Here is a 13,599-nt window from a genome sequence, read left to right on the forward strand (position 1 = left end):
GGGGGCGGCGGGCCGGACCGGCCCGCCGCCCCTTTGCCGTCGGTGTCCGCGTCCCAGGCCCTCTTCCTGACATGACGTGGGCGCGTCACAATTCGGGGGCTGCCAGACCCCCCACGGCCGACGGAGGCACCCGTATGTCTGCACGCCTGAGCACCCGCAGAGGCTTTCTGACCGGAGCCCTCGCGCTCTCCGCCACCGCCGTCGTCGGCGCCGTCCCCGCCGTCGCCGCACCGGCCAGGGCCCTCGGCACCCAGGACTGGATGGGCGCCGTCCCCGACGCCACCCCGCTGCGGCAGCTCACGATCCCGGGCACGCACAACTCCGGCGCGCGGTTCGGCGGGCCCTGGACGGCCTGCCAGAACACCACCATCGCCGAGCAGCTCACCAGCGGCATCCGCTTCCTCGATGTGCGCTGCCGGATCAGCGGCGACGCGTACGCGATCCATCACGGGGCCTCGTACCAGAACCTGAACTTCGACGATGTCCTGGGCGCCTGCCGGGACTTCCTGGCCCAGCGGCCGTCGGAGACCGTGCTGATGCGGGTCAAGCAGGAGTACTCGGAGGAGAGCGACGCCGCGTTCCGGCGGATCTTCGGCATCTACCTCGACGGCAAGGGCTGGCGCTCCCTCCTCCGCCTCGACCCCACGCTCCCGGACCTCGGCGGCGCCCGCGGCAAGGTCGTGCTGCTGGCGGACAACGGCGGCCTCCCGGGCGTCCGGTACGCGGACCCCGCGCTCTTCGACATCCAGGACGACTACATGGCGGAGCCGTTCGCCAAGTACCCCAAGATCGAGGCGCAGTTCCGCAAGGCCGCGCAGCAGCCCGGGAAGCTGTTCATGAACTACGTGAGCACCGCGGCCCTGCTGCCACCCCGCTCGAACGCCGACCGGCTCAACCCGCAGGTGCACGCGTTCCTCGACGGATCGGAGGCGTCGGGCTGGACCGGCCTGGGCATCGTCCCGCTGGACTACCCGGCGACCCGTTCCGGCCTGGTCGAGTCGCTGATCCGGCACAACCCGACGGGCTGATCCGACCGCCGGCGGGGGCGTGGGGCCGGGCGCCACGCGCCTCTGCCAGGGGCCCCTCCCCGCTTGCGCTTGCGTTTCTTTCGAATTGGGCGAAGCTGGGGTGACCCCGAAGGAGACGCAACCATGCACGGAACCTCTGAGGACCGCACGCTCCTGCCCGAGCACCGCGCGGAGATCGCCGAGCTCTGCGCCTTCCTCGACCGCACGCCGCAAGCAGTGGAGCCCGCCCTGCTGCGGGGCCCCGACGGGAGCACACGCACCCTTCCCCCAGAGGTCTACGAGGCCCTGATGGCGGTGGTGCGGGCTCTGTCGGAGGGGAAGGCGGTGACCGTCGCACCTGTGAACACCACACTCACCACACAGGAGGCCGCAGACCTGCTCGGCGTCAGCAGGCCTACGTTCGTCAAGATCCTCGACGAGGGAAGCGTCCCCTTCTCCCGCCCGGGCAGACACCGCCGTGTGCTGCTGGCCGATGTGCTCGCCTACAAGGAGAAAAGGCGCTCACGGCGGAAGCAAGGGCTGGACGAACTGGTCCGGCTGACCGAGGACGCGGATCTGTACGACAACTGAGCGCCGAGCCAGCTGAGCCGCCTTTTGGGCAGTTCGCCGCGGAGTTCCGTCGCCGCATCTGAAGCCGCGTCCCGAGCGGATCACACCTCCGGCGGCGGCTGGGGTGCTCCCGGGAGCCGGATCGAGGCGACCGTGCCGCCGCCGTCCGCCGGGCTCAGGGCGATCTCGCCGCCCGCCTGCTGGACCGTGCGGGCCACGATCGACAGGCCGAGGCCCGAGCCGGGGAGCTGGCGGGCCGAGCGGGAGCGCCAGAAGCGGTCGAAGACGTGCGGGAGTTCTTCGGCGGGGATGCCGGGGCCGTGGTCGCGTACGGTCAGCTCGCCGCGGTGCAGGGCGACGTCGATCGTCCCGCGCGGAGGGCTGAACTTCACCGCGTTGTCCAGGACGTTGACGACCGCCCGCTCCAGCGCCGCAGGCTCGGCGCGTACGTACCAGGGGGCCAGCTCGGCGTTGACGGTCAGCTCCGGGCCGCGCAGCCGGGCGCGCTGGAGCGCGGTGCGGGTGATGTCGTGCAGCGCGACCACCTGGAGGGGGCCGGGCTGCGCGGCGTCCGGGCGGGAGAGTTCCTGGAGGTCGCCGATGAGCGCGGCCAGCTCCGTCATCTGGGCCTTGACCGAGGCCATCAGGGCCTTGCGGTCGTCGGGCGGGATGGCCCGGCCCGTGTCGTCGCTGCGGGAGAGCAGCTCGATGTTCGTACGGAGCGAGGTGAGCGGGGTGCGCAGCTCGTGGCCGGCGTCCGCGATGAGCTGGGACTGGCGGTCGCGCGAGGTGGCCAGGGAGCTGGTCATGGAGTTGAAGGACCGGGAGAGCCGGGCGATCTCGTCCTCGCCCTCGACCGGGATCCGGATGGTCAGGTCCTCGGTCTCGGCCACGTGCGCGACGGCGTGCGCGAGGTCGTCGACGGGGCGCAGCCCGGTACGGGCGATCCAGAGGCCTGCCGCGCCCGCGCCGACGACGCCGATACCGGCGACGAGGACCAGGACCCACGCGAGCGTGGAGAGCGGGTCGGTGACCTCGCTCATGGGGCGGGCGATGGAGAGCGCGAGATTCCCCGACCCCGCCCCTGGGCCCCTTCCGACGTCCAGGCGGGAGGTGAAGACCCGCATGTCCGCGCCGTTCTCGGCCTTCTCCGTGTGCAGGGTGTACGGCCGCTGACGCTCGGCCACCTCCACGTCCGCGGCACTCACCGACAGCTTGGAGGTGCCGGGGGCCGCACACACGGTGCCCTGGGCGTCGATGAGCTGGACCGTCACACTCGGCAGGGGCGGGATCTCCTGCGAGGTGCCGCCCTTGCAGTACGCGTACAGGTTCGCCAGGTAGACGTCGTCCACCTTCGAGCTCCGGAGCGACTCGTCCAGCTGGTGCTCCAGCTGCTCCCGTGTCACGAACCAGCACGCCGCCGCCACCGCCGCCACCGCCACCGCCACCGCCGTGGCGACCAGCAGGGCGAGCCGGGAGCGGAGCGGCAGGGCGCGGAGCCGGCGGGGCAGGCCGGTCACCCGTCACCGCCGCCGGAGCGCAGGGCGTACCCGACGCCCCGGACCGTGTGGACGAGGCGGGGCTCGCCGCCCGCCTCCGTCTTGCGGCGCAGGTACATCACGTACACGTCCAGGGAGTTGGAGCTGGGTTCGAAGTCGAAGCCCCAGACCGCCTTGAGGATCTGCTCGCGGGTCAGCACCTGCCGGGGGTGGGCCAGGAACATCTCCAGCAGGGTGAACTCGGTGCGGGTCAGCTCGACCCGGCGGGTGCCACGGGTGACCTCGCGGGTGTTCAGGTCCATGCGGAGGTCGGCGAAGGAGAGGACGTCGTCGTCGGGGACGGGGCCGCCCGCCGCGACCGCGTACGAGCTGCGGCGCAGCAGGGCGCGGATACGGGCGAAGAGCTCGTCCAGCTCGAAGGGCTTGACCAGGTAGTCGTCGGCGCCGGCGTCGAGGCCGGTGACCCGGTCGCCCACCGTGTCGCGGGCGGTGAGCATCAGGATGGGGGTGGTCGACCCGGTCGAGCGGATGCGCCGGGCGGCGGTGAGGCCGTCCATGCGGGGCATCTGGATGTCCAGGACGATCAGGTCGGGGGCGTACGACTCCGCCTTGGCGAGGGCGTCGTACCCGTCCACCGCCACCTCCGTGCCGTACCCCTCGAACGCCAGGCTGCGCTGCAGGGCCTCGCGCACGGCGGGCTCGTCGTCGACGATCAGGACGCGCTGGGGATCGTCTTCGGCGGGGCTCATCGCTTCTTCGTCCTCTTCCTTCGGGCCGGGTGCTGGGTGCTCGGCTCTCAGCCTCGCACGGCCGCCGCACGGCGTCGCGCGGCACGGCGCTTGCGGCCGGTGCCGGTGGTGCGGACCTCCGGCGGGCGGGGGGCCGCCGCGGTGGAGGCGCGGCCGGCCAGTTCGGCGGCCAGGGCGAGGGGAAGGGCCAGGCCGGACGGGCCGGCGGTGTCGGGGCCGGGGTTCATGGAGACCTCCTGGTCAGGAGCCGTCGCCGGAGCGCAGGGCGTCCAGGTCGGCCTTGACGGTGTTGACGGGGATGGCGAAGCCCAGGCCGACGCTGCCCGCGGCCGAGCTGCCCGAGGTGCTGGACGAACTGGGGGAGTACATCGCGGAGTTGATGCCGATGATCTCGCCGTTCATGTTGATCAGGGCGCCGCCGGAGTTCCCGGGGTTGAGCGAGGCGTCGGTCTGGATGGCCTTGTACGTCGTCTTGGAGGAGCCGGTCTCCCCGTTGAACTGCTGGCCGCCGAACTCGAACGGCCAGTTCTGACCGCCCTGTTGCTGTTGTTGCTGCTGTTCCTGCTCGTCGTCCTTGGCGACCGTGACGTCACGGTCGAGCGCCGAGACGATGCCGCTGGTGACCGTGCCGGTGAGACCCTCGGGCGAGCCGATCGCCACGACCTGGTCGCCGACCTTCACCGAGGAGGAGTCGCCGAGCGAGGCGGTCTTCAGGCCGCTCGCGCCCTGGAGCTTGACGAGCGCCAGGTCCTTGTCGGCGTCCGTGCCGACGACGTCGGCGGTGTACGACTTGCCGGTGCTGAGGGACACCTTGATCGTGGAGGCGCCCGAGATGACGTGGTTGTTGGTGACGATCTCGCCGTCCGACGTGATGACGACACCGGACCCGGTGGCGTCGCCCGCCGAGGACGTCGCGCTGATCTCGACGATGGCCGGCGACACGGCCGTCGCCACGCCGGAGACGGTGCCCGCGCTGCTCTGCGAGACGGTGGTGCCGCTGACGACGCCGCCGGAGCCGGAGCTGCCGGAGCTGCCGCCCGCGAGTTCGCCGATGAGGGTGGCGGTGCCGCCGCCGATCGCCGCGGCGGCGATCGCCACGGCCGCCAGCAGGGCGAGGGGCCGCTTGACCCGGCGCTCGGGCTTCGGGGCGTCGGCCGCGGGCCCGGGGGCCGGGGCGGGCCAGGCGTAGGCGCCGGCGGGCATCTCGGTGGTGCCCTGCTCGGGTGCGTAGGCCGGGGGCGGCGGGTAGGCCGCCTCGCCACCGCCGTACGGGGCCGAGCCGTGGGGGGCCGCGCCGTACGGAGCCGAGGACGCGCCTGCGCCGGCCGGGCCGGCCCCGTACGCGCCTGCGTCCGCCGGGCCGGAACCGTAGGCACCGGCTCCGGTCGCGTCCGCGCCGTACGGGCCGTTGTCGTGCGAGGGGGGCATCGGGTACTCGCCGCTCGGGCGGTGGCTGTCGGTCATGTCTACGAGAGTGGACAGCGAACATGAGAGCAGCCTGAGTGCCCGCTGAGAAGCCCGGCAGAACCTCGTATGCCCGATATAAGGAAGCGCGCGGCTACCGGGCGGTGACCGTCGGTTCGCCGCAGCCGCACGACCGGCGCACCACCAGCGCGGACGGGAACTGCTTCAGCCGCTCGCGCCGCGACCCCGAGACCCGCAGCGAGTCGTCGAGGACCAGGTCGACGGCCGCGCGGGCCATCGCCGGGCGGTCGGAGAAGACCGTCGTGAGCGGCGGATCGGTCAGCCCCGCCTCCTTCACGTCGTCGAAGCCCGCCACGGCGAGCTCCCCCGGCACGTCGATCCGCAGCTCGCGCGCGGCCCGCAGCACCCCGATGGCCTGGTCGTCCGTGGAGCAGAAGATGGCCGGGGGCCTGTCGGGGCCGGCCAGCAGCTTCAGGGCCACCTGGTAGGCGTCGTAACGGTTGTACGGGGCGTGGAAGAGCCGGCCGTCCGTCGTCTGCCCGGCCTCCTGCATCGCCCGGCGCCAGCCCTCGATGTGGTCGGCGACCGGGTCACCGACGACCGGGGTCGACTCCATGCCGCCGAGGCACGCCACATAGGCGTTGCCGTGCTCCAGGAGGTGGCGGGTGGCGAGCTGGGCGCCGCCGACGTCGTCGGTGACGACCGCGACGTCGTCGATCGCCTCGGGGCGCTCGTGGAGCAGCACCACGCGGGCGTCCCACGCCTCGATCTCGGCCGCGGCGCGCTCGCTGGGGCCCTGGCTGACCAGGATCAGCCCGGAGACCCTCATGCCGAGGAAGGCCCGCAGATAGTGGACCTCGCGCTCGTCGCGGTAGTCGGAGTTGCCGACGAGCACCATTTTCCCGCGCTCCGCCGCCGCCTGTTCGACCGCGTGCGCCATCTCCGCGAAGAAGGGCTGCCGGGCGTCCGGCACGATCATCCCTATGAGGTCGGTGCGCCGCGAGGCCATCGCCTGGGCGACCCGGTCCGGCCGGTAGCCCAGCTCCTTGATCGCGGCGAGCACCCGCTCGCGCGTGGCCGGGGCGACCGGCCTGGGTCCGTTGTTGATGACGTAGCTGACGACCGCTGTCGAGGTCCCCGCCAGTCTCGCCACATCGTCCCGCGTCACCTTGGCCACGCGCGGCAGTCTACGCGGATCGACCAAGCGGGTGACAGCTACCGCTTGGCAGGCCGGACCGGGGCTTCTTCCGTGCCCCGATCCTCCACCGGCTGCTCCGAACGGGCGACGTCCTCGTCCGCGGGCATCGCCGCCGCCTTGGCCTTGGCCTCCTCGGCGCCCCGGTCCCCCTTCTCGGGGGTGACGAAGCGGTAGCCGACGTTACGTACGGTGCCGATCAGCGACTCGTGCTCGGGGCCGAGCTTCGCCCGCAGCCGTCGTACGTGGACGTCGACCGTGCGGGTGCCGCCGAAGTAGTCGTAGCCCCAGACCTCCTGGAGAAGCTGGGCGCGGGTGAAGACCCGGCCCGGGTGCTGCGCGAGGTACTTGAGCAGCTCGAACTCCTTGAAGGTCAGGTCGAGGACCCGGCCCTTGAGCTTGGCGCTGTACGTCGCCTCGTCGACCGAGAGGTCGCCGTTGCGGATCTCCATGGGGGAGTCGTCGGAGGTGATCTGCTGGCGGCCGGTGGCCAGCCGCAGCCGGGCCTCGACCTCGGCGGGACCCGCGGTGTCCAGCAGGACGTCGTCGATGCCCCAGTCGGCGGTGACGGCCGCGAGGCCGCCCTCGGTCACGACGAGGATCAGCGGACAGCCGGGCCCGGTGGACCGCAGCAGCTGACAGAGCGAGCGCACCTGCGGGAGGTCGCGGCGGCCGTCGATGAGAATCACGTCGGCACCAGGGGTGTCGACGAGCGCGGGTCCCTCGGCGGGGGCGACCCGCACGCTGTGGAGCAGAAGGCCGAGGGCGGGGAGCACCTCCGTCGACGGTTGAAGGGCATTCGTCAGAAGCAGCAGTGAACTCATCGCCGCCCACCTGCCTGGGTCGTCGGTCGATCGTGCACGTTCAGCTCGCCCATTACGTCGGTCCTCCTCGTTCCCTGCGAGAGGGGCACTCCCGGGTCGGACCCGGGGGAGTATGCGGCACTGCTTCGTACTCCCGTCTGACGTCATCACCTGCGACGATCGTCATACGTTTTTTACTGTGCGGTCCCGCGCCCGGGGACCGCTGAGCTTGTCGAAACGCTGCCGTAACAACGCTCGGAAAGCACAAAAGGACCCGGGGGCTGCATTGCCCGGATCCTCTTCGCAGCAGAATAGCCCACATGAGTTCTGTGTCCGAGGGTCGATTCCTGAGTTCTTCTGTTCCCTCGATCACGCGGACCCCCCGCCGCACCACATTGCTGACCGGTGACGGGGTCCGTATCGAGGCGGTGTACACCCCGTGTACGGCGGGTTCCGGGAGCGCCGGCGGCGGGGCGTCCGCGGAGACCGCGGTGGTCCTCGCGCACGGCTTCACCGGCTCCGTCGACCGGCCGGCGCTGCTGCGGGCCGCGGAGGTGTTCGCCCAGCGTGCGGCCGTGATCACGTTCTCCTTCCGGGGGCACGGAAGGTCCGGCGGACGGTCCACGGTGGGGGACCGCGAGGTGCTCGATCTGGCCGCCGCGGTCGCCTGGGCGCGGTCGCTCGGGCACCGGCGCATCGTTACGGTCGGCTTCTCGATGGGCGGTTCCGTGGTGCTCCGGCACGCCGCTCTGTATACGGCTCCGGAAGCCGGCGAATTCACCGAAGAGGAATCCGGAACGCCGGGGGCCGAACGGGTGGGAACCCGGTCGGGGCCACGCGCCGAGGCGCACACGTCGCACACGGCGCACGAGGGGCGCGTAAGGGCGCACATCGGCGCACATACGGATGCGGTCGTCTCGGTGAGCGCGCCGGCTCGCTGGTACTACCGGGGTACGGCCCCCATGCGCCGGCTGCACTGGGTCGTCACCCGCCCCACGGGCCGGCTCGTCGGCCGCTACGGCTTCCGTACCCGGATCCACCGCGAGGACTGGGACCCCGTGCCGCTCTCGCCGGTGGAGGCCGTCCCGCTGATCACCGCGCCCCTGCTGATCGTGCACGGCGACCGGGACCCGTACTTCCCCGTCGACCACCCCCGGATGCTGGCGGAAGCGGCGGGGGACGGGGCGGAGCTCTGGCTGGAGCACGGCATGGGCCACGCGGAGAACGCCGCCGACGAGGGACTGCTGAGCCGTATCGCCGACTGGACGGACTCGGCGTGATCCATGATGGGCAGCTGACGTACGACGAAAGGGGTGCCGCCATGGCAGCGGGGACGATCCGCTACTGGGCCGCGGCCAAGGCCGCCGCAGGGACCGCGGAGGAGCCGTACACGGCGGAGACACTCGCCGAGGCGCTCGACGGGGTGCGCGAGCGGCACCCCGGTGAGCTGACGCGCGTGCTGCTCCGATGCTCGTTCCTGATCGACGGGAATCCTGTGGGGACCCGCGGTCATGAGACCGTACGGCTTGCCGAGGGCGGCACGGTCGAGGTGCTCCCGCCGTTCGCAGGAGGGTGAACCGCAGACCATGAGCAACAGCGATCAGCAGTATCCGTATCCGTACGACCCGGGACACGGGCAGCGGTACCAGGGACAGCAGCCGTACGACCCGGAGTCCGGGCAGCCGGACCAGCAGCAGCCCGCTTACGGGCAGCCGGACCAGCAGGCCGCTTACGGGCAGCAGCAGCCCGCCTACGGGCAGCCGGACCAGCAGCAGGCGTACGGGCAGGGCCAGCAGCCGTCCTACGGGCAGGGCCAGCCTTCGTACGGGCAGCAGTCCGGGCAGCCGGCCCAGCCCGTGCAGCCCGGGTACGGGCAGCAGCCTCCCGCGTACCCCGTGTACCCGGAGCAGGCCGTGCCCCAGGGGCAGGACTCCGCCCAGACGTGGCAGGGCCAGACCTGGGACACCCAGTACCAGCCGACGATCCAGCCGCAGCACCGCGCGGCACCCGCACCCGCCCCCGCCGCGCAGGGCGCCCCGGGTGCCTACCCGCTGCCGCCCGAGGCCCCCGCGGCCCCGGCGCCCGCCCCGACGGCCCCGGAGGCTCCTGCCGCCGCCGTGGCCGACGGCTCCGGCTACAGCGCGCCCACCACGCTGGGCAACAGCCGGATCACCGATGCCCAGCGGGCCCGTGCCGAGGGGCGTTCGCCGATCATCGCGCCGGGGATGCAGCCGGCCGCGATCACGGCGGGCCTCGGTCTGCTCCTCGCTCTCGGCGCCGCGATCGGGTCGTACGCCCTGCTCGTACCCCTGGTGCTGCTCCAGGCCGTGACGGCCGCCGGATGGTTCCGGCTCAACGGCATGTGGCCGGCCAGGCAGGGCATCGCGCTCGCCTTCGCCGGCGGTGTGGTGGCCGACGCCGTGCTGCTCGCCGCGGGCCGGAGCAACGCCCCGGCGGCCATCCTGGGCACGCTCGGCGTCTGGGTCCTGCTCACCCTCGTCCTCCAGCTGCGCAGCCACGCCGGGGCCGACGAGCGGATGTACGGGCTGACGGCCACCGTGGCCTCGGCCGCGCTCGCCGTGCTGGCCGCCGGGCACCTGGCAGCCGTCCCGGACGCGGTGACGGTGGGCGGGATCGCGGTGGCCCTGGCCGTGCTCGTCAGGGCCCTGCCGCTGCCCGGCCCGGCCTCGGTCGTCGTGGCGCTGCTCGCCGGCGCGGGCGCGGGGCTGGCCGCCGGAGCGTTCACGGACTTCGGCGCGCAGGCCGCGTTGCTCGGGTTCGCGGCGGGCGGCTGCGCACTGATCGGCCTGCGGGTCGCGAGCTACGACTACCCGTCCCGCTTCGTGCACATGACGGCAGGAGTGGCGCTTCCGCTCACGGCCGCCGCCCCCGCCGTCTACCTGATCGGCCGTGCGATCGCCTGACGGTACGGGCGTATCCGACGTATCTGACGTTCCCTCACTCACACTCCCCGCGCCCGGGGAACCGGCCGGGCCTCCCGCTCGTCGATCACTCCGGGCGCGCCGCACCGCGGCAGTAGGCTCACGTGCACCAGGGGTCCGGCCGGTCCGAGTGGGGGAACAACAGGCATGCGAGCACTGCGAATACTGCTGATCATCGCCGTGGTGCTGGGCGGCGTCTTCGTCGCCGTGGACCGCGCCGCCGTGTATTTCGCGGAGTCCGAGGCGGAGGGCCGGGTCACCTTCGGCGAGGCCGAGGCGGGATCGACCGATGTCTCGATCAAGGGCTTCCCGTTCCTGACCCAGGTGACCGGCAGGGAGCTGGACCGCGTCGACGTCACGGTCAAGGACGTCCGCGCGGACGCCGCCGGGCGGACGGTGCGGATCAGCGAGATCCGGGCCCAGCTGCGTGAGGTGACGCTGGGCGCCGGCTACACCAGCGCGACGGCGTCCAGGGCCACCGGCACGGCCGTCATCTCGTACGCGGCGCTCACCGAGGCGGCCGACGAGGGCGTCACGGTCGCCTACGGCGGCGACGGCAAGGTCAAGGTCACCGGCTCGGTCCAGATCCCGCTGCTGGGCAAGACGCTCACGCGCAGCGTGCTCTCCACGGTCACCCTGGTCGACGGGGACACCGTCAAGGTGCACGCCGACGAGGTCCCGGGCGAGGGCATCCCCGGCCTGGAGGACCTGGTCAGGAAGAAGACCGACTTCGAGCGCGGGATCGGCGGGCTGCCCGAGGGCCTGGCGCTGGAGAAGATCGAGGTGGCGCCGGGCGGCCTGGAGATATCCATGTCCGGGGCCGACATCCACCTCGCGGGCTGACGGCCGGACCGAAGACGCCGGCACGCCGGGCGAGCGGGCCGACGGCGGCCGGACCCGAGACGACCGGGCCGGCGACCCGGCGCGGGGGCCCGTGGATAACCCGCGGCGGGGCGGGGTAGGGGCACGGCGGAGACGGTCCGGACGGCCGATCCAGATAATGAGACGGCCGAGTCCGTTCCGCAGCCTTCCGTCGCCCGAAGGCCGCCCGATCCGGGGCCTACGGCACACTGGAAGCCGAACCCGTCTCGTATCGCGGACGATCGTGTCTCATCATCCGACACGACGGTGACATCTCCGCCCGTACCTCCCTACGATCGGACGCATGAAGCGACAGGCGGACCTCACGAAGCGGCGGGCAGTAGACCTGTGCCGCGTCGCCGCCATGCTCTGTCGCACCTTCTGAGCGGGACCCTCTCCCGTTTCCCCCGGCCCTTCGACCATGTCAGGGCCGAACCCGTGCCTTCCGTACGCGTTCCGCTCCCAGCACCTGCGCGTACACCTCGCACCCCGCACACCGCATCACCCCGCCGCAGACTGCCCCGGAGGAGAAACACATGAGCCGCGCAGACGTTCTGGTCGACGCCGACTGGGTCGAGGCCCACATCGACGACCCGCAGGTCGCCATCGTCGAGGTCGACGAGGACACCTCGGCGTACGAGAAGAACCACATCAAGAACGCGATCCGGATCGACTGGACCAAGGACCTCCAGGACCCGGTCCGCCGTGACTTCGTGGACCAGGCCGGCTTCGAGAAGCTCCTGTCCGAGAAGGGCATCGGCAACGACACGCTGGTCGTCCTCTACGGCGGCAACAACAACTGGTTCGCCTCGTACGCGTACTGGTACTTCAAGCTGTACGGCCACGAGAACGTGAAGCTGCTCGACGGCGGCCGCAAGAAGTGGGAGCTCGACTCCCGCGACCTGACCGACGCCGTCCCGACGCGCCCGGCCACCCAGTACAAGGCCAAGGCCCAGGACGAGTCGATCCGCGCCTACCGCGACGACGTTGTGAAGGCCATCGGCAGCCAGAACCTGGTCGACGTGCGGTCGCCCGACGAGTTCAGCGGCAAGCTGCTCGCCCCGGCGCACCTCCCGCAGGAGCAGTCGCAGCGCCCCGGCCACGTGCCGAGCGCCCGCAACATCCCGTGGTCGAAGAACGCCAACGACGACGGCACCTTCAAGTCGGACGACGAGCTCAAGGCCCTCTACGAGGACGAGCAGGTCGACCTGGCCAAGGACACCATCGCGTACTGCCGCATCGGTGAGCGCTCCGCGCTCACCTGGTTCGTGCTGCACGAGCTGCTCGGCCAGGAGAACGTCAAGAACTACGACGGTTCGTGGACCGAGTACGGCTCCCTCGTGGGCGTGCCGATCGAGCTCGGCGCCAACAAGTAATTCCGCAGGACCTGATCCGCAGGACCCCGACCAGAAGGACAGAACACCATGTGTGGAGCACAGGCCGGCGGCCCCGACGCTTCGACGATCAAGCCGGGCGAGACGACGATCCAGGGCAGCGTGACCCGCGACGGCGAGCCCGTCACCGGCTACGTCCGTCTGCTGGACTCGACCGGTGAGTTCACCGCCGAGGTCCCGACCTCGGCGACCGGGCAGTTCCGCTTCTACGCGGCCGAGGGCACCTGGACGCTCCGCGCCCTGGTTCCGGGCGGCACCGCCGACCGCACGGTCGTGGCGCAGACCGGTGGTCTCGCCGAGGTCGCCATCGCCGTGTAGTTCACGCGCACATACGGCCGGAGGGCCGCACCCCAGGGGGTTGGACGCCACCTGAACAGGGGTGCGGCCCTTCGTGCCGTTCCGCGTTCGCGTCCTCGCGCGAGAGCCCTACGCTGGAGTTATGTACGAACGGCGCAGGCGCGTCTATTTCCTGATGATGGGCGGATGCCTCTTCCTCTTCGTCTCCGCCTGGGCCTTCGTGCGCCTGTGGTCCATCCCGGCGGCCGTCGCGATGTGCGTGGTCGCCATGGTCATCCCGCCCGTCGCCGCGATCGTCGCCAACCGCCGGGGACCTGAGGACCGTTGGTACGACGACCCGTCCCGCGTCTCCCGGCCCCCTGGCCGTCCGTCGTCCCGCGAGAAGCGCACGGGCGACCCGCAGTCGGACGAGTGGTGGGACGAGCTGGACGGCAGGGACAACCGCCGCTGACCGGCGATCCGCCGGCCAGGATCAGTAGACGAGGGCCTGTGCCCCGTCCGCCATGGCCTCCTGGACGAAGACCTGGGCGCCGGCGATCCGTACGCCCTCCAGCACGTCCGCCTCGGTGATGTCGCGCCGCGCCGCGCACTGGGTGCAGAGCGTGATCCCGCCGCCCGCCAGGATCGAGTCGATGAGGTCGGGCAGCGGTGCCGCGTGCGGCAGTTCGAACTCGGCGGCGCGTCCCGGCAGGGCGAACCAGGCGGACTCCCCGGTCAGCCACAGCGAGACCTCGACCCCGCTGGCGACGGCCACGGCCGCCACGGTGAAGGCCTGCGAGCAGCGCTCGGGGGCGTCGGCTCCGGCGGTCACCTTGATCACGAGCTTCTTCGGCATGTACCGAACTGTAATCCTCGGC

The 13,599-nt window shown here is 72.0% G+C and carries 17 protein-coding genes; 10 read left to right on the top strand and 7 right to left on the bottom strand.

Features of this window, described 5'->3' with window-relative positions; genetic code table 11:
• Positions 1-134 precede the first annotated feature (134 nt).
• Together JKV81_RS28095 and JKV81_RS28100 are read left to right on the top strand one after the other, a co-directional pair.
• Entirely contained in the window at positions 135-1,028 is an 894-nt protein-coding gene (locus JKV81_RS28095) for a phosphatidylinositol-specific phospholipase C (protein WP_202078388.1), read from the top strand.
• Positions 1,029-1,151: 123 nt separating this feature from the next.
• Positions 1,152-1,598 carry a helix-turn-helix domain-containing protein gene (locus tag JKV81_RS28100; RefSeq protein WP_129264809.1) on the top strand — a complete coding sequence of 149 codons (447 nt, stop codon included), beginning with the start codon at positions 1,152-1,154 and terminating at the stop codon, positions 1,596-1,598.
• An 80-nt stretch (positions 1,599-1,678) separates the two neighbouring features.
• Here the strand turns inward: JKV81_RS28100 and JKV81_RS28105 are convergent, their stop codons facing one another.
• From JKV81_RS28105 to JKV81_RS28130, 6 genes are all read right to left on the bottom strand, one after another.
• Positions 1,679-3,097 (bottom strand): sensor histidine kinase, encoded by a 1,419-nt coding sequence (locus JKV81_RS28105; RefSeq protein WP_202078390.1) that lies wholly within the window; start codon positions 3,095-3,097, stop codon positions 1,679-1,681.
• Complete coding sequence (locus JKV81_RS28110) at positions 3,094-3,825, bottom strand: response regulator transcription factor (protein WP_124273950.1); 732 nt, start codon at positions 3,823-3,825, stop codon at positions 3,094-3,096. Before JKV81_RS28110 ends, JKV81_RS28105 begins: the two co-directional genes overlap by 4 nt.
• Positions 3,826-3,872: 47 nt before the next feature.
• On the bottom strand, positions 3,873-4,052 hold the full coding sequence (locus JKV81_RS28115) for a hypothetical protein (protein WP_202078392.1): 180 nt from the start codon (positions 4,050-4,052) through the stop codon (positions 3,873-3,875).
• A gap of 13 nt (positions 4,053-4,065) precedes the next feature.
• A complete protein-coding gene (locus JKV81_RS28120; protein ID WP_236057952.1) occupies positions 4,066-5,289 on the bottom strand; it encodes a S1C family serine protease in 1,224 nt (407 codons plus the stop codon).
• A gap of 94 nt (positions 5,290-5,383) precedes the next feature.
• Positions 5,384-6,427 (bottom strand): LacI family DNA-binding transcriptional regulator, encoded by a 1,044-nt coding sequence (locus JKV81_RS28125; RefSeq protein WP_202078395.1) that lies wholly within the window; start codon positions 6,425-6,427, stop codon positions 5,384-5,386.
• Between the two features lie 38 nt (positions 6,428-6,465).
• Entirely contained in the window at positions 6,466-7,269 is an 804-nt protein-coding gene (locus JKV81_RS28130; RefSeq protein ID WP_129264814.1) for a response regulator transcription factor, read from the bottom strand.
• 299 nt (positions 7,270-7,568) lie between these two features.
• On the opposite strand from JKV81_RS28130, the gene JKV81_RS28135 reads away from it, so the two are divergent.
• The 8 genes from JKV81_RS28135 to JKV81_RS28165 all read left to right on the top strand — a co-directional run bounded on the left by JKV81_RS28135 (position 7,569) and on the right by JKV81_RS28165 (position 13,193).
• Entirely contained in the window at positions 7,569-8,528 is a 960-nt protein-coding gene (locus JKV81_RS28135; RefSeq protein ID WP_202078397.1) for an alpha/beta hydrolase, read from the top strand.
• A 41-nt stretch (positions 8,529-8,569) separates the two neighbouring features.
• Positions 8,570-8,824 carry a MoaD/ThiS family protein gene (locus tag JKV81_RS28140; RefSeq protein ID WP_099174183.1) on the top strand — a complete coding sequence of 85 codons (255 nt, stop codon included), beginning with the start codon at positions 8,570-8,572 and terminating at the stop codon, positions 8,822-8,824.
• Between the two features lie 10 nt (positions 8,825-8,834).
• Positions 8,835-10,172, top strand: a complete 1,338-nt coding sequence (locus JKV81_RS28145) for a hypothetical protein (RefSeq protein WP_202078399.1) — start codon at positions 8,835-8,837, stop codon at positions 10,170-10,172.
• A gap of 165 nt (positions 10,173-10,337) precedes the next feature.
• Positions 10,338-11,033, top strand: coding sequence for an LmeA family phospholipid-binding protein (locus JKV81_RS28150; protein WP_202078401.1), 696 nt, complete (start codon positions 10,338-10,340; stop codon positions 11,031-11,033).
• Between the two features lie 322 nt (positions 11,034-11,355).
• Positions 11,356-11,436 carry a putative leader peptide gene (locus JKV81_RS36895; protein WP_350310325.1) on the top strand — a complete coding sequence of 27 codons (81 nt, stop codon included), beginning with the start codon at positions 11,356-11,358 and terminating at the stop codon, positions 11,434-11,436.
• A gap of 151 nt (positions 11,437-11,587) precedes the next feature.
• Positions 11,588-12,427 (top strand): sulfurtransferase, encoded by an 840-nt coding sequence (locus JKV81_RS28155; protein ID WP_099174180.1) that lies wholly within the window; start codon positions 11,588-11,590, stop codon positions 12,425-12,427.
• A gap of 48 nt (positions 12,428-12,475) precedes the next feature.
• On the top strand, positions 12,476-12,763 hold the full coding sequence (locus JKV81_RS28160; protein ID WP_014154938.1) for a DUF1416 domain-containing protein: 288 nt from the start codon (positions 12,476-12,478) through the stop codon (positions 12,761-12,763).
• Between the two features lie 121 nt (positions 12,764-12,884).
• Positions 12,885-13,193 (top strand): DUF3099 domain-containing protein, encoded by a 309-nt coding sequence (locus JKV81_RS28165; RefSeq protein ID WP_129264818.1) that lies wholly within the window; start codon positions 12,885-12,887, stop codon positions 13,191-13,193.
• Positions 13,194-13,214: 21 nt separating this feature from the next.
• Here JKV81_RS28165 and JKV81_RS28170 read toward each other — a convergent pair whose 3' ends face one another.
• Positions 13,215-13,577 (bottom strand): DsrE family protein, encoded by a 363-nt coding sequence (locus tag JKV81_RS28170; protein ID WP_124273958.1) that lies wholly within the window; start codon positions 13,575-13,577, stop codon positions 13,215-13,217.
• Positions 13,578-13,599: the final 22 nt, after the last annotated feature.

Source organism: Streptomyces silvae, from assembly GCF_016745505.1.
Taxonomy (GTDB): domain Bacteria; phylum Actinomycetota; class Actinomycetes; order Streptomycetales; family Streptomycetaceae; genus Streptomyces; species Streptomyces silvae.